At 40.3% G+C, this 21,250-nt stretch carries 25 protein-coding genes; 10 read left to right on the top strand and 15 right to left on the bottom strand.

Features of this window, described 5'->3' with window-relative positions; translation table 11 throughout:
* Nucleotides 1–133: 133 nt before the first annotated feature.
* Nucleotides 134–928, top strand: coding sequence for an RnfABCDGE type electron transport complex subunit B (locus IAE20_RS08445; protein ID WP_200460451.1), 795 nt, complete (start codon nt 134–136; stop codon nt 926–928).
* Entirely contained in the window at nt 929–1,612 is a 684-nt protein-coding gene (nth, locus tag IAE20_RS08440) for an endonuclease III (protein ID WP_200482139.1), read from the top strand.
* Nucleotides 1,613–1,619: 7 nt separating this feature from the next.
* Here nth and IAE20_RS08435 read toward each other — a convergent pair whose 3' ends face one another.
* From IAE20_RS08435 to IAE20_RS08420, 4 genes are all read right to left on the bottom strand, one after another.
* Nucleotides 1,620–1,793 (bottom strand): hypothetical protein, encoded by a 174-nt coding sequence (locus IAE20_RS08435; RefSeq protein WP_200460453.1) that lies wholly within the window; start codon nt 1,791–1,793, stop codon nt 1,620–1,622.
* A 69-nt stretch (nt 1,794–1,862) separates the two neighbouring features.
* Entirely contained in the window at nt 1,863–2,522 is a 660-nt protein-coding gene (gene adk / locus IAE20_RS08430; protein ID WP_200460454.1) for an adenylate kinase, read from the bottom strand.
* 83 nt (nt 2,523–2,605) lie between these two features.
* The gene (locus IAE20_RS08425; RefSeq protein WP_200460455.1) at nt 2,606–3,922 is read right to left on the bottom strand and encodes a hypothetical protein; all 1,317 of its coding nucleotides are present in this window, start codon (nt 3,920–3,922) and stop codon (nt 2,606–2,608) included.
* A 63-nt stretch (nt 3,923–3,985) separates the two neighbouring features.
* Nucleotides 3,986–4,504 (bottom strand): hypothetical protein, encoded by a 519-nt coding sequence (locus IAE20_RS08420; protein WP_200460456.1) that lies wholly within the window; start codon nt 4,502–4,504, stop codon nt 3,986–3,988.
* 236 nt (nt 4,505–4,740) lie between these two features.
* On the opposite strand from IAE20_RS08420, the gene mrdA reads away from it, so the two are divergent.
* From mrdA to IAE20_RS08405, 3 genes are read left to right on the top strand one after another with little or no spacing between them, the layout of a single operon-like run.
* Entirely contained in the window at nt 4,741–6,765 is a 2,025-nt protein-coding gene (gene mrdA, locus IAE20_RS08415) for a penicillin-binding protein 2 (RefSeq protein WP_200482140.1), read from the top strand.
* Entirely contained in the window at nt 6,765–7,310 is a 546-nt protein-coding gene (gene rsmD, locus IAE20_RS08410) for a 16S rRNA (guanine(966)-N(2))-methyltransferase RsmD (protein ID WP_200482141.1), read from the top strand. The genes mrdA and rsmD overlap by 1 nt, the downstream gene beginning before the upstream one ends.
* A 31-nt stretch (nt 7,311–7,341) precedes the next feature.
* Nucleotides 7,342–8,076 (top strand): sulfite exporter TauE/SafE family protein, encoded by a 735-nt coding sequence (locus IAE20_RS08405; RefSeq protein ID WP_200482142.1) that lies wholly within the window; start codon nt 7,342–7,344, stop codon nt 8,074–8,076.
* Nucleotides 8,077–8,084: 8 nt separating this feature from the next.
* On the opposite strand, the gene IAE20_RS08400 is transcribed toward IAE20_RS08405, so the two are convergent.
* The 10 genes from IAE20_RS08400 to IAE20_RS08355 all read right to left on the bottom strand — a co-directional run bounded on the left by IAE20_RS08400 (nt 8,085) and on the right by IAE20_RS08355 (nt 14,774).
* On the bottom strand, nt 8,085–8,321 hold the full coding sequence (locus tag IAE20_RS08400; protein WP_227610963.1) for a hypothetical protein: 237 nt from the start codon (nt 8,319–8,321) through the stop codon (nt 8,085–8,087).
* Nucleotides 8,322–8,454: 133 nt separating this feature from the next.
* The gene (locus IAE20_RS08395; protein WP_200460460.1) at nt 8,455–8,910 is read right to left on the bottom strand and encodes a hypothetical protein; all 456 of its coding nucleotides are present in this window, start codon (nt 8,908–8,910) and stop codon (nt 8,455–8,457) included.
* 66 nt (nt 8,911–8,976) lie between these two features.
* Nucleotides 8,977–9,549, bottom strand: coding sequence for a HupE/UreJ family protein (locus tag IAE20_RS08390; RefSeq protein WP_200460461.1), 573 nt, complete (start codon nt 9,547–9,549; stop codon nt 8,977–8,979).
* A gap of 9 nt (nt 9,550–9,558) precedes the next feature.
* Nucleotides 9,559–10,173 carry an urease accessory protein UreG gene (gene ureG / locus IAE20_RS08385; protein WP_200482143.1) on the bottom strand — a complete coding sequence of 205 codons (615 nt, stop codon included), beginning with the start codon at nt 10,171–10,173 and terminating at the stop codon, nt 9,559–9,561.
* A gap of 93 nt (nt 10,174–10,266) precedes the next feature.
* Nucleotides 10,267–10,929 carry an urease accessory protein UreF gene (locus IAE20_RS08380; RefSeq protein ID WP_200460463.1) on the bottom strand — a complete coding sequence of 221 codons (663 nt, stop codon included), beginning with the start codon at nt 10,927–10,929 and terminating at the stop codon, nt 10,267–10,269.
* The gene (gene ureE / locus IAE20_RS08375; protein WP_200482144.1) at nt 10,919–11,398 is read right to left on the bottom strand and encodes an urease accessory protein UreE; all 480 of its coding nucleotides are present in this window, start codon (nt 11,396–11,398) and stop codon (nt 10,919–10,921) included. Before ureE ends, IAE20_RS08380 begins: the two co-directional genes overlap by 11 nt.
* Before the next feature lie 27 nt (nt 11,399–11,425).
* On the bottom strand, nt 11,426–13,126 hold the full coding sequence (gene ureC, locus IAE20_RS08370; RefSeq protein ID WP_200529619.1) for an urease subunit alpha: 1,701 nt from the start codon (nt 13,124–13,126) through the stop codon (nt 11,426–11,428).
* Between the two features lie 18 nt (nt 13,127–13,144).
* Nucleotides 13,145–13,465, bottom strand: coding sequence for an urease subunit beta (locus IAE20_RS08365; RefSeq protein WP_200529618.1), 321 nt, complete (start codon nt 13,463–13,465; stop codon nt 13,145–13,147).
* A gap of 20 nt (nt 13,466–13,485) precedes the next feature.
* Nucleotides 13,486–13,788: an urease subunit gamma gene (ureA, locus tag IAE20_RS08360; protein ID WP_200482145.1), complete on the bottom strand. Its 303-nt coding sequence runs from the start codon at nt 13,786–13,788 to the stop codon at nt 13,486–13,488.
* 110 nt (nt 13,789–13,898) lie between these two features.
* Complete coding sequence (locus IAE20_RS08355; RefSeq protein WP_200482146.1) at nt 13,899–14,774, bottom strand: urease accessory protein UreD; 876 nt, start codon at nt 14,772–14,774, stop codon at nt 13,899–13,901.
* Nucleotides 14,775–14,965: 191 nt separating this feature from the next.
* Here IAE20_RS08355 and IAE20_RS08350 point away from each other — a divergent pair, with 191 nt between their 5' ends.
* The 4 genes from IAE20_RS08350 (at nt 14,966) to IAE20_RS08335 (ending at nt 17,964) form a co-directional block, all read left to right on the top strand.
* Entirely contained in the window at nt 14,966–15,727 is a 762-nt protein-coding gene (locus IAE20_RS08350) for a 3-oxoacyl-ACP reductase (protein WP_200482147.1), read from the top strand.
* Between the two features lie 126 nt (nt 15,728–15,853).
* Nucleotides 15,854–16,177, top strand: coding sequence for a hypothetical protein (locus tag IAE20_RS08345; RefSeq protein WP_200460468.1), 324 nt, complete (start codon nt 15,854–15,856; stop codon nt 16,175–16,177).
* Nucleotides 16,178–16,323: 146 nt separating this feature from the next.
* Nucleotides 16,324–16,815 carry a copper resistance protein NlpE gene (locus IAE20_RS08340; RefSeq protein ID WP_200482148.1) on the top strand — a complete coding sequence of 164 codons (492 nt, stop codon included), beginning with the start codon at nt 16,324–16,326 and terminating at the stop codon, nt 16,813–16,815.
* A gap of 174 nt (nt 16,816–16,989) precedes the next feature.
* Nucleotides 16,990–17,964, top strand: a complete 975-nt coding sequence (locus IAE20_RS08335; RefSeq protein WP_200482149.1) for an NAD(P)H-dependent flavin oxidoreductase — start codon at nt 16,990–16,992, stop codon at nt 17,962–17,964.
* 75 nt (nt 17,965–18,039) lie between these two features.
* Here the strand turns inward: IAE20_RS08335 and IAE20_RS08330 are convergent, their stop codons facing one another.
* Nucleotides 18,040–19,644 (bottom strand): isocitrate lyase, encoded by a 1,605-nt coding sequence (locus tag IAE20_RS08330; RefSeq protein WP_200460502.1) that lies wholly within the window; start codon nt 19,642–19,644, stop codon nt 18,040–18,042.
* Nucleotides 19,645–20,247: 603 nt separating this feature from the next.
* Here IAE20_RS08330 and IAE20_RS08325 point away from each other — a divergent pair.
* Complete coding sequence (locus IAE20_RS08325) at nt 20,248–21,237, top strand: LysR family transcriptional regulator (protein WP_200460471.1); 990 nt, start codon at nt 20,248–20,250, stop codon at nt 21,235–21,237.
* Nucleotides 21,238–21,250 lie beyond the last annotated feature (13 nt).

Below are 21,250 nucleotides of genomic sequence, written 5' to 3'. Positions count from 1 at the left end.
TATTTTAACGCATTTATAGAACCATAATAGATCAATATCTTAAGGCTTTTTTCATGCTAAAATAGCACGCTGGTCTGTGTATCATTTATTTTCACTGCTACTTCTTTAATCTTTTCTTCAGTTTGCCAAACCCATGAATGCTGCTATTACGCTAATCCGCGAAATTGATGCTCTATTACCCCAAACCCAATGCGGTTTATGTGGACATCGTGATGGATGTTTACCTTATGCAAAATCGATTGTTGAAGGTGAAGATGCCAATAAATGTGTTCCGGGTGGTCAGCCCGTTGCAGATGCCCTTGCAACATTGTTACAGCGGCCTTTTTTGCAAGCTGAGGCAAGTGTTTGGCCCATTCAAGAGGATGGCCGTCCACAACGAATGAAAGCCATTATTCGTGAAGATGAGTGTATTGGTTGTACCAAATGTATTAATGCCTGCCCTGTTGATGCCATCATCGGTAGCGGAAAACTTATGCATAGTGTTCTAAGCGACTTATGTACAGGCTGTGAACTGTGTATTCCTCCTTGTCCTGTAGATTGTATTGATCTCATTGAAGACCCACAGCCGCTTTTAACTCCCCTCCAAAAGCAGCAGGAACAAAGTGATTTAAGACAACGTTATTACGCTCATATTCAACGTGAAGAATTACGTCGCGTTCATCGTAAAGGACCTGTTGTTCGTGCTGAGATTGACACTGAGTTATTCGCCCAGTTTTCAAATGCGCTTGAAGAAATACCAGTTATTCAGCGTCTTGAAGGTAAGACCAAAATAACAAATTCGATAGATGCCAAAACCACGATCGAATTGGCTAAAATCCGGACACAAATCAAAAAACTAGAAAAACAGCTAAATGTTCGGCCAGATCCTACAAAACAGCAGCAACTTGATCAATTACAGCAACGTTTAGGCGAAATTCAGGAGCTTTAAATGCCAGTGAAGAATATGACCAAAAAACAGATTCAAACGTTTTTTGAACGTCTACGTGCTCAGCGACCTCATCCACAAACTGAACTTAATTATTCTTCACCATTTGAACTATTGATTGCCGTGATGCTTTCCGCACAAGCCACAGATGTGAGTGTCAATAAAGCGACAGATAAACTTTATCCTGTGGCTCATACACCCGCACAAATTTATGCGCTTGGCGTGGATGGGCTTAAAGAATATATTAAAACCATTGGTTTATATAACGCCAAAGCAGAAAATGTCATCAAGACTTGTCAAATTTTACTGGAAAAGCATCAAGGTGAAGTTCCGAGTACCCGACCTGAACTTGAAGCATTACCAGGTGTGGGACGCAAAACAGCAAATGTGGTATTAAATACTGCGTTTGGTCAGCCCACTATGGCCGTCGACACCCATATTTTTCGCGTAGGGAATCGTACAGGTTTGGCAGTTGGAAAAAATGTATTGGAAGTGGAACACCGTCTAATTAAAGTCATTCCTAAAGAATTTATCGTGGATGCACATCATTGGTTAATTTTACATGGTCGTTACTGCTGTGTGGCACGTAAACCCAAATGCGGTGAATGTGTAGTATCAGATGTGTGTAATTGGCCTGAGCGTTTTGAGTTTGGGGCACATAAAGGTGCGCTACCTATTCAATCATAAAACTCTTTTAATCGGACTTCTTTTCAGAAGATTTAACAGGATCTTTATGTATTGATTTATTTTGTATTTTTTCCTGTGCTTCCTGCTGTTGTACACGACGTAGCATTTTATAACTAATATAAAGTAAATAGCCAAGCCCAGCTAAACTTAGAATCACCAAAACAACTAAAGCGATCTTCAAAATAATCGACCTTGAAAAATAAAAAGAGCCCTATCATAACAGAGCTCTTTTAAAACAAAATAATGCGGCTTATTTAGTTTGATCTAAAATTGCAAATAAATCTTTTTGCACATCTTCGATTTTACGTAAACCGTCTAGTTTGTCATACGTCGGTGCATTTTCACCAGATGCTGCACGTCCTTGATAAAAACCTACGAGTTGCTCAGTTTCAGTATGATAAGATCCTAAACGTTTACGAATCGTTTCTTCCTGATCATCAGGACGTTGTACCAGTTCTTCACCTGTTACATCATCCTTACCTTCGACTTTTGGTGGATTGTATTCAATATGATAAACACGACCAGAAGCAGGGTGTTGGCGGCGCCCTGAAAGACGTTTAATGATTTCTTCGTCTGGTACAGCAATCTCAATCACGTGATCAATTGAAATACCTTCTTTCTCCAAAGCTTCTGCTTGTGGAATAGTACGCGGGAAACCATCAAAAATGCAGCCATTAACACAATCAGGTTGTGCAATGCGTTCTTTTACCAAGCCAATAATCAGCTCATCTGATACCAAACCACCAGATTCCATTACGCTTTTAGCTTTAAGGCCGAGTTCAGTACCTTCACGAATTGCAGCACGGAGCATATCACCGGTTGAAATTTGTGGGATATCGTAGCGCTTACAGATCAACTGAGCCTGAGTACCTTTACCTGCTCCAGGTGGTCCGAGTAAAATAATGCGCATAACAAAAAATCCTCATTAAGAACAATTTTCATGATGTCTTTGACTATGGTTGTATAGACCATACCTACCAACATCTAATTAAATTATAAGAAAGCAACAAATAAGTGAATCGTACCTGCGATAAAACCTGTGACCCCACCCAACACAATCAAAATCCATTCGTCTTCCTGAAATGCAGGACGCAAAAGATTCTGAAACTCTTTGGGGGTTAGTTCACGAATACGATCACGAAACATTTGAAATATTTTCTGTGCACGGCTCGCATTAAAAGCAGGGTCGCATACAGGCACCATCGTAATTTCAATTGATCGATCAATCAAGTCTGTCTTAAGTTTAGCATATTCACGTGGTCCCAAGGAAAGCTGTAGTGAAGTTCTTACCAACGGGGTTTCCATTATTTCATTAATATGACGCTTGACAATTCGGCGAGTTTTATCTTTTTTACTGCCATACATCATTTCAGTCATAATGGATTTAAGAGTAATCAGATCTTCGGTGACCACACTTGCAAATACATCCGATACTTCTTCCTGACGCTTCATAAATGCGCCTTGAACATTATACGTTCCAATACGTGGAATGACGGGAACAACCCACGGAAACTTACGGTCAGTCGTTAAACGAAAGAACTGAGGATAGCGGATATAATGCGGTTCAATCGGATTAAATACCATCCAGATCGCAATCCAGTTGGTTAAAAAGCCCCAAATCGCAGCCCAGAAAGGTACTGTCCAGTGCCATGGCACAAAGAACCACACCAGCATTTGGAAAATACCAAAAAACATCCCAATTAATGCACTAATATGCCAAATAAAATTGATTTCTTTTTGACCCACTTTTAAAAACATGCGTACCATTAAACGGCGGTCACCTTCCATCTGGCTAACAACCATTTCACGCATATTTACAAGTGACTCGACGTTCATGGTCAGTTCAGTCACTAATTCTTTTAACACAGCAGGTAATTGTTTGTGCGCCTGCGCATAAATACGACGCTTAATGGAATAAGGCAAATTTTCCCAGAGGACCGCATTTCGATCAATCATGACTTCATCAATCAAATGCTCAAGCTCAAAACCAACCTGCTCGCCAATAATCCGTGCCATGTCAGCAGGATCCATCGCCTCAAGAAATTCGCGTAGGGAACCTAGTTTGGATAAAGTATTATCGGTAATAATGCCCGAGATACGTCCAGCTTTTCTTGGCACTATCCCCTGCCAGCCGACGGGTAATGGCCCTAGGTGGAATCCCCAAAAATTAATTGGGTAAAACACCATTTTTAAAGCCATCCACACATGTGCCCATGTCACAAAGGCAGTTACTGGAATAATACTCAAGACCGCCAGATGATCAGGTCGGTTTAAAAAGGCTTGCCACAAATTACTGACGAACTCTAACATCCATTACTCTCGTATTTCATTCTACTTTATGGGCTTCTACATTTTTAAAGCTACAATTAAACATTACAGGCCAATACTTAACGTATAGGAAACTTGTAGTTTGGGTTCTATATCCGCTACAACCTCGCCACTCGCATCTTTTAACTTTTCGCCAGCACCAATGCCTACACTAACAGTACTGATTCGTTCTTTATCCAGCCATACATAAGAGAGATCAACGCCACCACCTAAACGGGTTTTATCATCACCATTGATTTCTTTACTTTCAATTGAACCTGCATACAGCCCCACATAATAGCCATTTTTATTTACACCAGTGAGGTAATAAGGATAGCGAAAACCGACTTGACCACCAAAGTTATGGTCGCCATTGAGATAAGTACCCACTTTAGCATAGGCTATTCCATATGGATTCACCCATTCACCGTTCAGATGAATTAATTTTTGGGTAATCCCGGCACCTGCATTCCATGTCGATGCGCTTCCCTCGGTGAGTTTTGCTTCAGGTTTAAAACGATTTTCATCTGCAAAGGCTGCCTGACTAAGGGCTAGAAGCACGACCAAGGGATAGATTTTTTTCATTATTTTCTCCATGTTTCCCTATTTATCTGATATAGGGGATTCCACTCATCCAATTTGTGACTTTAACAGAATTATTTTCGTTCTTATATACAGCACATTACAATTTTGATGTCTGCATGGTCAAAAAAGCAATTAAAAAAATTTCGTGAATAATTTAAAAATATCCAAAATTATGATGACGAATGGGTTAAACTTGTCGGCTATTTTTGTGGTCTGCTTTGTCAAGTCAGTTAGGTATGAAACAGCACTTTCCTTTAAAAGATAATCAGCAAGAAAAGCGCATTTATCGAGGGCGAATCTTTTTTGCCATTGGACTAGTTTGCTGTTCTTTATTACTACTGCTTAGTCGTTATGCATATTTGCAAATTGTGCATTATGAGGAGTTCTCAACAGCTTCTGATAAAAACCGTATCCGCTTACAACCTCTCGCTCCTGCGCGAGGTTATATCTATGATCGCAATGGTGTTTTGCTTGCAGATAATTATCCAGTTTTTACTGCAACACTAAGCAAAGCCGATATTGAAGATATTGAAGGCACGGTTGAACAACTGACCCCTATTTTAAGCCTCAGTCAGGATGATATTGATCGTTTTAAATCACGAATCAAAACTGCACGCAAAACCGAACGAGTGTCGATTAAGCTGAATCTAACAGAAACAGATATCGCTAAATTCAGTGAAGTAAAATATAAGTTTCCTGGGGTACGGATTGAAACCCAAATGACACGCTATTATCCACATGGTGATTTATTTGCTCATGTGATTGGTTATGTGGGTCGAATCAATGATAAAGAATTAAAATCGATTAATAGTGATATTTATGCAGGAACGAACCTGATTGGGAAAATCGGAGTTGAAAAAACCTACGAAGATTTATTGCATGGTACGCCTGGCTATGAATCTATTGAGGCCGATGCACATGGGAATGTTCTCAGGCACTTAGGTCGTAAAGAATCCACTCGCGGGAATGATTTATATCTGTCTTTGGATTATGGCCTACAAGTGGTTGCGGCAGAACAACTGGCAGACAAACGTGGGGCAATCGTAGCAATAGACCCGCGCACAGGTGAAATTTTAGCACTGGTTTCCAGTCCAAGTTTTAATCCAAATCTATTTGTTACTGGTATTAGCGGTACAGACTATAGTGCATTGCGCGACAATCTGGATCAGCCACTTTATAACCGTGCGGTTCAGGGAGCTTATCCTCCCGGTTCCACGATCAAGCCAATGGAGGCTATGGGTGGTATTCATTATGGTTTGGTTGATTGGGCAACGACCATTAATGATCCAGGGTACTTCCATCTTCCTGGTGACTCACATAAATTCCGTGACTGGAAAAAAACTGGTCATGGTGTCGTAAACATGCACAAAGCCATCATTCAATCGTGTGATACTTATTTTTATGTATTGTCCTATCAGATGGGCATCGAACGCATGAATGACTGGATGCGTCAATTTGGTTTCGGTGAAAAAACTGGAGTTGATTTACCTAGTGAAAGTACCGGTCTCTATCCAAGTCCTGAATGGAAAATGCGTACCCGAAAATCAAAATGGTTAAAAGGTGAAACTATTTCCGTTAGTATTGGTCAGGGTGCTTTTACTGCTACTCCACTTCAACTCGCAATGGCAACCGCGATTACGGCTAATCATGGTGCGCATGTGACCCCGCATGTATTACGTGCCACTCGTGGGGCAAAAAAACATGAAATTCACAATGCGCCAGATGGCAAAATCAATTTTAATGGGACTGAACAAGACTGGATCAATATGCGTGATGCAATGGTCGATGTAGTTCAATCTGGTACTGGACGTGGTATTCGTACACCGCTTTATCAAATTGCGGGTAAAACTGGAACTGCACAAGTTAAAAGTATTGCACAGGGTAAACGCTATAACGAGTCCATTCTTACCCAGCGCCAACTGGATCATGGTTTATTTGTTGGATTTGCGCCTGCCGAAAATCCTGAAATTGCCATTTCAGTCATTTGGGAAAATGGCCGCCATGGGGGTTCAGCCGCTCAGCTTGCCAAACCTATATTTGATTATTGGCTTGTCAACCGTAAAAAAGAGCAAATTCGCCCAGCAAACCATCAAATTAGCGGTGGATTAATGACCGCAGGAATTAAGCCTGGTGAACTTCCAAGTAGTGCCATACTAGAAGCTGATCCGAGTGCCAATCTTAATAAGAAAAAACCTGAACAAAAACCTCAAACACAAGCTGCACCTGCATCTGTTCCCATTACTGCCGAGGATACGGAGTAATGAAGAATCAACTCAGAATTATTGGAGGAGAATGGAAACGTCGTGTTCTTCCTTTTGCAAGTATAGATGGATTGCGGCCTACTCCAGATCGGGTTCGTGAAACCTTATTCAATTGGTTGATGTGGGACATTCCAAATGCTGTGGTGCTGGACGTTTGTACAGGTTCAGGTGCTTTGGCTTTTGAGGCACTATCACGCGGGGCTAGTTCAGTTCTGATGATCGAACCTGATTTAACTCAAGCTAAAATCCTGAAGCAAAATATTCAACTTCTCGCCGCACAAAATTGTGAGTTAAAGGTTGCAACCGCACAACAGGTATTACCAAAACTTAATCAGCAGTTTGATGTGGTTTTTCTTGATCCGCCCTACACCCTGCAACTTTGGAAAGATCTTTCCGCATTGATCGATCCTTTATTAAAAGAGCAAGCATTTATTTATGTCGAAGCAGATCAGGAACTGAATCGGTTAGATTTGCCATCATCATGGCAGTTGATAAAATCCACCAAGGCAGGCACAGTTCGCGCAGGACTTTTCCAAAAAAATTAAATCCTTCGTCTAAATAATGAGATAAACATTTATGCAATCATGGTCATTATTTTTAGTCGGCGCGTGTATTGCAGGTTTTGTTCAGGGACTAACGGGTTTTGCTTTTGCCTTGGTTGCCATGTCTTTTTGGGTGTGGGCTTTACCGCCTCAAATGGCTGCTCCACTTGTGGTTTTTGCTTCTTTATGGAGCCATATTATCGCACTGAGTAAAGAACGCCCACATCAGCTCAATGTATCTCTGGTTCTTCCTTATATCATCGCAGGCTTAATCGGAGTTCCTTTAGGAACGTACCTTTTACATCAAATTAATGCGCAGACTTTTAAACTGATCTTAGGTCTTTTTTTACTGATCTGGTGTCCAGTGATGTACTTTACCCCTGAATTTAAATCATTAAAAAGCTTAGGCAAAAAAACAGATGCAATGATTGGTTTTTTTGGTGGTGTGTTAGGTGGACTGGGTGGTTTTTGCGGTTCATTGCCCTCTGCTTGGGTCATGCTTAAGGGTTTAAGTAAAATTGAACAACGTTACATCCTCAGACATTTTAATTTTGGGATTCAGCTGTTTACTTTTGCTGTCTATATTTTTCAAGGTACTGTGCAATTCGGACAATGGCCTTATATTTTTGCCCTGATGGTCAGTGTTACTGTTCCAGCAATATTGGGCGCGCAGTTATTTTATAAAATCTCAGAAAAGCAGTTCAAACAAATCGTGCTCTCGTTATTGTTTGCTTCTGGAGCTTTTTTGGTGGTCTCAACGTTGGTCTAAACATTTATTTACTGAGGACGGTCCAGTCGAACAGGTCGAATATCACGAACCATTTCCTCCTCACGAAGTTCACGTACATCATCATCGTCATTTTGCTGCTGAGGCTGCAAGCTCCAATGTTTTGAATGGTGCATCATAAATTGACTAGAGATTAGTGTATTGTTTTGGGCCTGACTAGGTAAACTCAAAATACATCCAAATAAACTCAAAACAATCAAAACTAAAGAACGTATTTTTTTCATCATCCTAAACTCTCTTGCTTTTCAAACTGCAATCAGTCTGCCTGAAACCAGACAAATCAATTTGAAGAAAATACAAGTAATTTAGATATGCTCTATATCTGTTATGTTAAATCGGTAAATATACTTAACTGCAATCTTAAAAAGACCAAATCCAAAAAATACGGATCAATTGGCCACGATCATAAGGAAAACTTGAAATATATTCGTAACCCACTTTATGTTGTGTATTAATTTTATAGGTCATGCCATAGCCAAATGAAATGGACAAATCATTGGCACTTATATGCTCTGAACCACCATTGATCATTTTATTTTTTAGGCTATCAGCATTATAAGCGGTGTAGTTGTAGATATTGATACGTTCGTTGGAGTAAAAAGGATTTTTCAGAATCTCATAATTATTTTCTTCTTGTTCATGCTGTTCAGCCAAATGTTTTTGTATTTGATTCAAATCTGTATTCTCAGGGCTATATTCGACCTCTGCCACCTGTGTTGAAGAATTTTCGGCAAAAAAATCATAGGCATAAGCATAGGGTAAATATGTAATATCCCATACAATAAATATCCTGAAAATGATTTTATGAAAACCCATTGTCTCTTAAAAAAAGAATAAAAAAGGTAGCATACGCTACCTTTAAACTTGAATAAATACAATTCACTAAGTTAAACCAACTACGGCAACGATGGCGGCCAAACCTGCCATGATCTTACGACCATAAGGCACATAGCGGCGAATGAATTCACCCAAACCCAGACCCATAACATATAAAATCGTCATACCAGAGATCATGCCGAGCACTAACCCCACTGTATGACCTTGTGGCGCAAGTTCAACCCCATGCGCTATTCCGTGAAAACTCGCCATCAATACAGCGGCTATCGGTAATACGCGATAGGATCTGCTCCATAGTGCAATCGCTAGCACCACCAAAGAAGCAACGATGCCATACTCAGCCACACTTGCTGATACAATCTGATTTGCGCCCAGAATAAAGCCAATTACCAAACTTAAGCTTAAACCCAATATGCCTAAAATTCGCCATTGTTTTGCCACGGTCCACAACAATACACCAAACCCAATCGCCATCATTAGATGATCAAGTCCAGTAAAAGGATGGATTAAGCCTTCCCAAAATCCCAAATGCGTCTGATCATGTCCAGGATGAGCCATAGTGATCATCGGCAAAAAACCAAACATGACCACTAATAGCTGTTTGTTGAATGCGCGCATAGCGCCTCCTTAAGCTTTAAATAAGCCTTGCTTTTCAATGAATTCAATAATTTGGGTTAAACCATCTTCTGTTTTCATGTTTGAAAATAAAAAAGGTTTTTCGCCGCGCATACGTTTGGCATCCTGTTCCATAACGTCAAGATTTGCCCCTACCATCGGCGCAAGATCAGTCTTATTAATAATAAGTAAATCTGACTTGGTAATGCCTGGGCCGCCTTTACGTGGAATTTTCTCACCGCCTGCCACATCAATCACATACAAAGTGAGATCAGACAATTCTGGACTAAATGTTGCAGCCAAATTATCGCCGCCACTTTCAATGATGATTAGTTCCAAACCCCCAAACTTTTCACATAAGTCATCAATCGCCGCCAGATTAATAGATGCATCTTCGCGGATTGCTGTGTGCGGACAACCGCCAGTTTCAACACCCACGATACGGTCTGGCGACATCGCTTCATTACGTGTCAGGAAATTAGAGTCTTCTTTGGTATAAATGTCATTTGTCACAACCGCCATGTTGTATTTATTACGCAATGCACGGCATAAGTTTAAGGTCAGTGCAGTTTTACCTGATCCCACTGGACCACCAATACCTACACGTAAAGGACTACGTTCTGTCATTTTTGATTCCTATTTCTATAACTCTATAAAATTTTATACACCTAGTTTTTCACTTACATTTTTGAAAGATAACTAAAATGTTGTAGTAAAAATTTAGGATCTAAATAATCGCGAATACTGGGTTTCATGTCGCATACTAAACATGGCATATTGGGGTAAGGCACTGCTGATCTCATCATCTGCTAATGCTAAAGCCTGTTCGACTGCCTGTGGCACTAGATGATGTAAATGCCACAAAATCCGCTGTCCACTCATCTGACCCAGCGGTACAGTTTTAACAGCTGCCAAGACTTGGTTTTCCAGCACACTAAAACTATAAGCCGTTAAAACATCCGCTTCGTTTAAACCTAAACGGCCACATAATTGTGCATAAACAGGTACAAAACCATATTGTTTTTTCACTTCAACAGGCATTTTCAAGACATCTTTAATCCATGCATTTAATGAAAATGCCAGCTGCTGTGACTCTGCCAAGAGTTCTTTACTCTCACGGCTGGCTTTATATAAATCAGCCCAATATAAAAACTGCACATCATTGGCATAAGACGTCATTAAACGTTTCAATACAGGTAATTCAAACCGTATCAAAAGCATTTCCAGCACTTCTTCAAAATAGGCCACACTACTGGCTTCATCCTGAATCAATCCTGTTTCAATTGCACTTTCAACACCTTGAGAATAACAATATGCGCCTACAGGCAACGCCGTTGATGACAAGGTCAACAGCTTGAGTAGTTGCGCAGCCTTAATGGACATGATGTAAGGACTTGATTGGACTTAAACGATGATCATGCGCATGCTGTGCATAAGCGCCACTTTCGGGTTCAAAAGCATGTTCAACTTGTTTTACGTCCAGCCCTAAACCCTCGACCATTTCTGCCAATACATGATCAGGCTCAAAATAAAGCGCATAAGGCGTCAACATTAAAGGTACATGACGATTACCTAGATGATAAGCGGCCTTAAGTAATTCAAAATCAGTTTTGGCCATCACTTGCATGAGTTGTTCTGGTTTGGCATCGACGCGTAATATCTCACCGTTGTTAGTGGCAATAAAAGATCCACTGCGTAAAATGCCGGTACGTGGTAAATCAACACCAATATCTGTGCCATTGGCTAAAGTGGCACGGAAACGCGATTTTTGTCGTGTATCAAAAGTCAATTCGACAGTATCAAAAGTCTGATCAGGTAATATTTCATTGAGACGCTGGGTGTAGATTTTCATAGAATTCCTCATACTTAATTTTGATGGTCAAAACAAGAAATAACGCTGCGCCATCGGTAATACGTCAGCAGGTTCACACGTCAACAATTTACCATCCGCGCGGACCTCATACGTTTCTGGATGAACATCCATCACTGGACAATAGGTATTGTGTTTCATATCTGCTTTCGTAATATTTCGGGTATTTTTACATGGACTGATCAGCTTTTTCAGTTTTAACCTTTCTACTACACCTTCTTCTATCGCGACTTGAGACAAGAATGTAATACAAGTGTTATGCACACCTCGCGGATAAGCGCCAAACATCGGACGATAATGTACGGGCTGTGGTGTTGGAATTGAGGCATTAATATCTCCCATGGGTGCCGCCGCGATCATGCCTCCTTTAATAATCATTGACGGTTTCACCCCAAAAAATGCAGGTTTCCACAGCACCAAGTCTGCCAACTTACCTTCTTCAATTGAGCCTATTTCATGACTTAGACCGTGCGTAATTGCAGGATTAATGGTGTATTTAGCAATATAGCGTTTGACACGATTATTATCGTGACTTGAATGATCACCGTCTAAAGCACCGCGCTGAATTTTCATCTTATGCGCAGTTTGCCAAGTACGAATAATCACTTCGCCGACACGTCCCATAGCTTGCGAATCTGAGGACATCATCGCAATTGCGCCAAGATCTTGCAAAATATCCTCTGCTGCAATGGTCTCACGGCGAATACGACTTTCTGCAAATGCGACATCTTCGGCAATTGCAGGATCAAGATGATGACACACCATCAGCATGTCCAAATGTTCATCAATGGTATTGATGGTATAAGGTCTAGTCGGATTTGTTGAAGATGGAAGTACATTCGCTTGGCCGATAGCTTTTAAAATATCAGGCGCGTGTCCTCCTCCGGCACCTTCGGTATGATAAGTATGAATAGTACGATTTTTAAATGCAGCCAATGTTTCTTCCAAAAAACCGCTTTCATTAAGCGTGTCAGTATGAATCGCTACTTGTACATCAAATTCATCTGCGACGCTGAGACAGTTGTCAATTGCGGCGGGTGTTGATCCCCAGTCTTCATGTAGCTTTAACCCCACCACACCTGCTCTAATCTGTTCTCGAATCGGCTCAGGTAAACTTAAATTCCCCTTACCCAATAAACCAATATTCATCGGCAAATCATCAATTGCCTGTAGCATTGTGCCAATGTGCCAAGGTCCCGGTGTAACAGTAGTCGCTGAGGTTCCTGCGGCCGGGCCTGTACCGCCACCAACCATAGTCGTCACACCTGACATCAACGCAGTTTCAACCTGTTGCGGACAAATCCAGTGAATATGTGTATCGATCCCGCCTGCAGTCAAAATCTGACCTTCGCCCGCAATAACTTCAGTCGCCGCTCCAAGTGGAATGGTAATATCGGGTTGAATATCAGGATTGCCTGCTTTACCAATTTTCCAGATACGTCCATTTTTAAGGCCAACATCTGCTTTGACAATGCCCCACCAATCGACAATCAAGGCATTAGTAATAACGGTATCTGCAACCTCATTCGCCAACATTTGCGATTGGCCCATGCCATCACGTATGACTTTCCCCCCACCAAACTTAACTTCTTCGCCGTAAGTGGTCAGATCCTGTTCAACTTCAATAAACAGTTCTGTATCGGCTAAGCGGACACGATCTCCCACCGTTGGCCCAAACATTTCAGCGTATGCACGACGCGACATTTTCATAATCATAGACCTTCTAAATCATTTTATTTCTGAATCTAATGCGCCCATCACACGTCCAGCAAAACCATAAACTTCTCGCTTACCTGACAATGCGACCAACTCTACATCACGGCTCTGACCTGGTTCAAAACGTACGGCAGTACCCGCGGCAATATTCAGACGATAACCTTTGGTTTGTTCACGATTAAACTGCAAAGCATCATTTGCCTCAGCAAAATGAAAATGTGACCCCACCTGAATAGGACGGTCACCTGTGTTAGCTACCGTTATTTTTATGGTCTGTCGTCCTACATTTAACTCAATCTCACGATCTAGGGTAATCACTTCACCAGGAATCATGCCGCTCTCCTTTGTTATCGTTATACAATGGGCTGATGAACCGTGACCAGTTTGGAGCCGTCAGGGAAAGTCGCTTCGACTTGTACCTCCGCAATCATCTCAGGTACACCTTCCATCACATCATTTTTGCTTAATAATGTCGTTCCGTAATGCATCAAGTCAGCCACGCTCATACCATCACGTGCACCCTCAAGCAAAGCGGCAGAAATAAAAGCCACTGCTTCTGGATAATTCAATTTCAAACCACGGGCTTTGCGACGTTCTGCTACAAGTCCCGCAGTAAAAATTAGCATCTTGTCTTTTTCGGTCGGATTAAGTTCCATAAATATTCCTAATCTTGATTATTCAGGTTGAAGCAAAATATATGCACAAATCGCCATCTTGATCTTTGTATGTAATATGACTAAAACACATTATTAAGTACGCCATATATCTAAGTACGCCAAATACGTGGAAATTCTTCATTCAAACCATACCAATAACGGCGTAATCGTGCACGAATCGCAGCAAAAGCATCGTGACAAATTCTGACATCATCTCCTAGAAAACGCGCACAGACGACATCATCTAATCGAGTTAAAGTAACGGGTACATCCATACGCATCATTAATTCACGAATCAGTTCAATTTGCGCTTCTAAATAAGAAGAAGCACGATATTGTTCAGGAGCAACTGCCCATAAACTCCCCATTACCGCCTGTTTATTCATGCCCAAACAAGAAGATAACCATCGATCCTGCCCTTGAAAACGTAGCGTATCTGCGACTAAAAGTTTTTGTTCACGATAAAGTTTAAATTGATTGGCATACGCACCGCTCTGAAAGGTCTCAGCACGTGCCTGTCGTCCAAGCACCAACATATCCCAACCAATAAAACTAGCAGGTTGATCTAAGTGAATGTGGGTTTCTGAATGTGCATTTGCACCATCAAATAACATGGTCTCTTGCGGCAACCACTCTAATATGGAATGCTCTTTTACATTTAAATGAATATGCTGAAACGCCTGCTTGCCATTAGTTTTGTACCATTTACCTGCACCCGGTGTGGTCACTACCGCATGTGAAGTTTGGTGGGTAGAAATTTGAAAAGTTAAATGATCACCCCCTGCAATTCCTGCGGGTGGATGCACAATAATCGCATGACAAACTCCTGTTTTTTCGGGCCATAGCATTTTTTGCACCCGAACAGGACCATAATGTTTTCGATGATTCATAATGGTGCGATGACCATCATACTTAAATCCCAACTCCAACTCGGCATACCACAAAGCTTTAGACCTTTGGGCGATAAAGTCTTGCGGTTGATTCATTTCAATCCTTTTATGACATAAGTGAGTGGCATTTTTATAATGCAAAAACTGCACCAATAACTTGCAGATTATTGTATTTCAAATTATATGCTTAATTTATCACCCACTTGAAAGGAAAATATATATTTGATTTCAGTCTCGGTTTTTCCTAATCTTGAGTCGTCTTTAATCCAATCTAAAAGTGGTTCAACATGGAAATTCAAGAGCAAATCGTGCTAGTAACTGGCGGGGCACGTGGTTTAGGTTTAGCAATTTCACACGCTTTACTTAGTCAAGGCTCCCGCGTTGTAGTGAACTATTTAAAAAGCCATACAGCAGCCGAAAATTTACAACAACAATTTCCAGAACACGTTTTTATTTATCAAGCTGATGTCACCCAAAGTGATCAGGTTTTGCGCATGTTTGAAGCAGCCAAAAATCATTTTGGAAGTGGAATTACGTCTATAGTTAATAATGCATTGATTCAGTTTGAATTTAATGGTGATGCTCGTCCATTTATTGAGAACTTGACATGGGAGACCATGCAACAGCAATTTCAAGGTGCAGTAAAAGCCGCGTTAAACACTTTACAAGCTGGACTTGAAGACATGAAAGCCATGCAATTTGGACGAATTATTAATATAGGAACTAATCTGGTGCAAAATCCTGTAGTGCCTTACCATGATTATACGTCTGCCAAAGCAGCACTTTTAGCTTTTACTCGAACCAGTGCACATGAATTAGGACCATTTGGCATTAATATCAACATGCTCTCGGGTGGCTTGCTACAAACCACGGATGCCAGTAAAGCAACTCCTGATGCAGTATTCGATTTAATTGCAGCATCCACCCCTCTCAGACGAACCACAACACCGCAGGAATTTGCCGATGCCGTTCTGCTATTCTTATCGCCTTGGTCACGGGCCATCACTGGCCAAAATTTAATGGTAGATGGCGGCTTGGTGAAAAACTAAATTTCCAGTATAGAGGTTTAAAAGTGCTTAATTAGCCAAAATTTAAGCACTTTTTTCAAATACGCCAACTTTTTTATTTTAAAATCCTTATAAAATATTACTCCACTTTTACTTTCACTCAATTTTATGAAATTTTTCTTTATTATGGCGAGTTCTGCTTTATTGTTTGGCTGCGCACTAGGAAGCTCGAGTGAAATTAAAAGCGCAGAAAAAATGCTTGAACACTTTCAATGCAAAAATATTGAAGTGCATGATATGCCTCAAAGTAATATCAACACTTTTCATCAGCAATCCTTAGCCGTAAGCAAACAGAAAGCCAGTACTTATATTGAACAATATAAAGAAGGTCAAACGCTGTTTGATATGCCACTGGATGAAGTGGTTGAACAGCAATATCAGCTTTATAAATCGGCTTGTCAGTCATTAGGTGGCGTAACGTCTGATTTTTAAATGATCACCTTATCAAAACCTACACAAACCAACCAAATTGATACTAAAAGAATGATTTTATTCAAATTGCTTACATATCCTCACTTTTTCTAAGACTTATATTTTTATAGTCTAAGTTTTGATTTAAAAATACTTGGACACATCTAATGAAAAAATCAATTATTGGGATTGCAATCGCAACGACCTTATTAATGGCATGTTCAAAAAAAGAAAACCAAGCTGAAACAACACCAGCTGCTGCGGACCAAACTCATGTTGCATCTGCTCCTGCCGAAACAGCAACAGCTGTCGATACTGCTCATACAGCTGAGAACTCGTTGGACTGGGGGGGTGATTATGAAGGTAAATTACCTTGTGCCGACTGTGAAGGTATTAAAACTGAACTAGAATTAAAAGCTGATAAAACTTTTGAGTTAAAAGAAACTTATCTTGGTGGCAAAAGTGATGGTAAACCCATCGAGACCAAAGGTACTTTTAAATTTGATGAGCAAAAACCTTCTGTGATTATTCTGGATACTCAACCCGATAAACGTTACTTCTTTATTGGTGAAAACACTGCAACTGCATTGGACATGGAAGGCAATAAAATCGAAGGTGCGATGGCTGATCTTTATGTATTAAAAAAAGAAAACCATTAAACGCTGAGTTCATATAACGTCTTGATAAATACCAATCCTAAGAGGTTGGTATTTTTATAAATATCGCATAATGAAATAAAATTTCTAAAAACATGGTTGAAATTTCTAAAAATAAAACACTATAGTAAGATCAAACTGCAAAATATATCCAATGAAAAATAAGGACTCTCTTCAATGAAAACTCGTGTGACAGAATTACTTGGTATTGAATATCCCATTATTCAAGGTGGCATGATGTGGGTCGGACGAGCTGAATTAGCAAGTGCAGTTTCCAATGCGGGTGGTTTAGGAACGCTTACTGCATTGACTCAACCCACCCCCGAAGATCTATTAAAAGAGATACAGCGTTGTCGGGAAATGACTGATAAACCTTTTGCTGTGAATTTGACTTTTTTACCAGCCATTAATCCACCACCTTATGCCGAATATCGTCAAGCTATCATTGAAAGTGGTGTCAAAATTGTAGAAACCGCAGGCAATAAGCCACAGGAACATATTGAAGATTTAAAGAAGCATAACATTACAGTACTCCACAAATGTACTTCAGTTCGTCACGCCCTTTCTGCACAGCGTATGGGGGCTGATATTATTTCAATTGATGGTTTTGAATGCGCTGGACATCCGGGTGAGGATGATATTCCTGGATTAATTTTGATTCCAGCTGCCGCGGATCAAGTAAAAATTCCACTCATTGCCAGTGGCGGTTTTGCAGACGGTCGTGGTTTGGTTGCAGCTCTGGCTCTTGGAGCAGAAGGCATCAATATGGGGACTCGTTTTTGTATGACGCAGGAAGCGCCTATTCATGAAAAAATCAAACAGTATTATTTAACGCAAGATGAACGTTCAACTAACCTGATTTTTAGAAAATTTCGTAATACTACTCGGGTAGCCAAAAATAGTATTTCTGATTTGGTCGTTGAACTTAGCCAGAAACCAGACATTCAATTTGAAGAAATTCGTCCTTATGTATCTGGTGCAAAAGGCCGAATTGCTTTGGAAGCAGGTGATGTTGATGCAGGATTACTTTCAGCAGGACAAGTGTTAGGACTGATTCACGATATTCCAAGCTGTCATGATCTCATTCACGGCATTATGACTGAGGCGCATGAAATTATTCAACAACGCTTAAACCGTTTTCTCGGTTCGTAATTATTGGATCAAATTGAACTCAAAAGTTCATAAAAAAACCCTGCATATGCAGGGTTTTTTTAAATCAATTTCAACTTAGTGAGCTGAGAATTGATTCATTGTATTTTTGCTTGCATCACCCGCTTTAAGCGCTTGTTCACCCGCAAAGATTTCTTTGTGATCATCACCGATGTCAGAACCAGCCATTGCTTGGTGTTTAACACACGCGATACCACCGCGGATTTCTTTACGTTGTACGCCAGCAACATAAGCCAACATACCTTCTTCACCGAAGTAACCTTTAGCAAGCTCATGAGTAGAAAGAGCAGCAGTGTGGTAAGTCGGAAGTGTGATCAAGTGATGGAACACACCAGCTTCACGTGCAGCATCAGCTTGGAAAGTACGAATCTTTTCATCAGCATCAGCAGCCAATTCAGAAGCATCGTATTCAGCGCTCATTAACTTCGCACGGTCATAACCAGAAACATCTTTACCTTCAGCAACCCAACGATCATACGCTTGTTGACGGAAGTTTAAGGTCCAGTTGAACGATGGAGAGTTGTTATAAACAAGTTTTGCATTTGGAACTTGTTTTTTGATGTCATTTACAAAGCCAGCAATACCTTGAACATCTGGAGTTGGAGTTTCGATCCAGATCATGTCCGCGCCATTTTGCAAGCTAGTTACACAGTCAAGTACAACGCGGTCATGCTGAGTACCTTCACGGAACTGATACAAGCCAGAGGCTAAACGCGTTGGGCGGTGTAATTTACCATCACGTTTGATCAGGATTTCGTCATCACTTGCTTCAGAGATATCAATTTCCTGAGTATCTAAGTAGCTGATATATTGAGAAGCCAAGTCACCTTTCTCTTTCGATACAGGGATCTTTTGAGTCAAGTCTGCGCCTTCAGAGTCAGTACGCGCAACGATAACACCATCATCAACACCAAGCTCAAGGAACGCATAACGTACAGCATTAATTTTCGCAAGGAAGTCTTCGTGTGGAACTGTTACTTTACCAGCTTGGTGACCACATTGTTTAGCGTCAGAAACCTGGTTTTCGATTTGGATTGCACATGCACCCGCTTCGATCATTTGCTTAGTTAACAAATATGTTGCTTCTTCGTTACCAAAACCAGCATCAATGTCAGCAATAATTGGCACGACATGAGTTTCAAAGTTATCGATTTGAGCTTCGATTTCTTTTACTTTTGCAGTATCGCCAGCACCTTCAGCTTTTTGCAATGCACGGAATAAGTCATTTAATTCTTTCGCATCAGCTTGACGTAAGAAAGTATAGATTTCTGCAATCAATTTTGGCACAGCAGTTTTTTCGTGCATAGATTGGTCAGGAAGTGGACCAAATTCAGAACGAAGTGCAGCAACCATCCAACCAGAAAGGTAGATATAACGTTTGTTGGTTGTGCCGAAATATTTTTTATTCGCAATCATTTTTTGTTGAGCGATGAAACCATGCCAGCAACCCAAAGATTGAGTATAGTTGCTGTTGTCAGCATCATATTCAGCCATATCTTTACGCATGATAGCAGCTGTATATTTAGCGATGTCCAAACCCGTATGGAAACGGTTCTGAACGATCATACGAGCAGCGTCTTCAGGACGAATTGCATCCCAAGTGCCACCTAATTTGTTTTTTACGGCACGTACGTGCTCAAGAGCTGATTGATATGTCATGATATATTCCTTTTTAGGATTTCATCGAAAAGATGTCATGCTGAACTGTCATGTTTATTTGACTCGACTATAATTCAGCCACTCCATCAATATGATCACAGCTTAGTCTGAGCCAAAAAATTAATCCAATATCCTCCATTAATCTTCAGTATTTTTTAAAAAAATATATAGATTAAAGTCGTATTATAATTATATATCTAAAATTCAAATTATTGATTTTTATCAATTAAATTAAATTATAAAATTCATAAAATGATTCAATTTGGTCGTTTTAAGTGGTTTTTTGATCTATTCGACTTAAGTCACAATGTGAATTTACTCATCGTTTCATGATGTGAAATAGTAAAAACTTGCCAATGTTTAGCTTAACAACCCACGTTATAATGATGAATCAGATCATTTAGACTCGCACGAGTTCTACTTTTTTGAATTATTTTCTAAAGTTGATTCAGAATTTTCTATCAATATTTCAAGATGTCTAATCCATCATAATATTTAGATTTATGCCTTAGAACCGCTGTTTTTTTCAGCGTTTTTTCACACAAATCCATTCATCTATGGCATAATCGATCACAATTTCATGATTTTATTTTCGGTATTTTTTTTATGAATCTGGAGCGGGTAGATCTTAATCTATTAATTTATCTTGACGTGCTTCTTCGCGAAAAAAATGTCACTCGTGCCGCCGAACAGTTAGGCGTTACCCAACCCGCTATGAGTAATATTTTGCGTAGACTTCGCAATTTATTTAATGATCCCCTCTTGATCCGCTCATCAGAAGGCATGACTCCGACGGAACGTGCACTTGAATTACAGCCCCGTATTCGCGATGCACTTTCTGATCTGTCCATGATTTTGGAACCGCGTACCGAATTTCGACCTTATACCAGTAATCGAGTGTTTCGCATTATGACTTCAGATTACGCTGAAGCGACTCTGGTTCCTCGTTTGGTCAAAGCGTTACGTTCTGAAGCTCCCAATGTGGTATTAGATTTTCTTACTCCAAGTGATGTATCTTACCGTGATATGGAACAAGGTAAAGTCGATCTTGCCATTAACCGATTCAATGAAATACCACAAAGTTTCCATCAAGTTTTAGTTTGGCGTGATAGTTTTAGCTGCTTGTTAAATGATAAACACCCAGCGGGTCAGCATCTCAATCTCAAAAACTATTTAGATGCGCAACATATTTGGGTATCTAAAACTGGAATGGGTGTTGGTTTTGGTATTAATCCGGATAAACAAGCGGGATTAGGCTGGATTGATCAGGCGCTGGAACGTATTGGTCAAAAACGTAAAATCTCAGTATTTACGCGTCATTATCAAATGCCAGCTTTATTGGCTCAAAATGTAGATTTAATTGCAACCTTGCCTACTCGTATGGCTCGATTGCAAGCCAGTAATCCAAAATTATTAATCAAAGATCCGCCGTTTTATATTCCCGAGTTCGAATTAAAAATGGCATGGTGTCCGCTATTGCATCATCATCCAGCCCATCGTTGGTTACGACAGCTGATTTTATTTGTCGCACGTCAAATGATAGAAGAAGAAAATCGCGAGTTTTTAACCAATAATTCGCAATTTTCGCATTATTAAAATAAATTTTTGT

The organism is Acinetobacter sp. S54 (assembly GCF_016624945.1).
Taxonomy (GTDB): Bacteria; Pseudomonadota; Gammaproteobacteria; order Pseudomonadales; family Moraxellaceae; genus Acinetobacter.
This window is presented reverse-complemented; position numbering and strand designations above follow the sequence as displayed.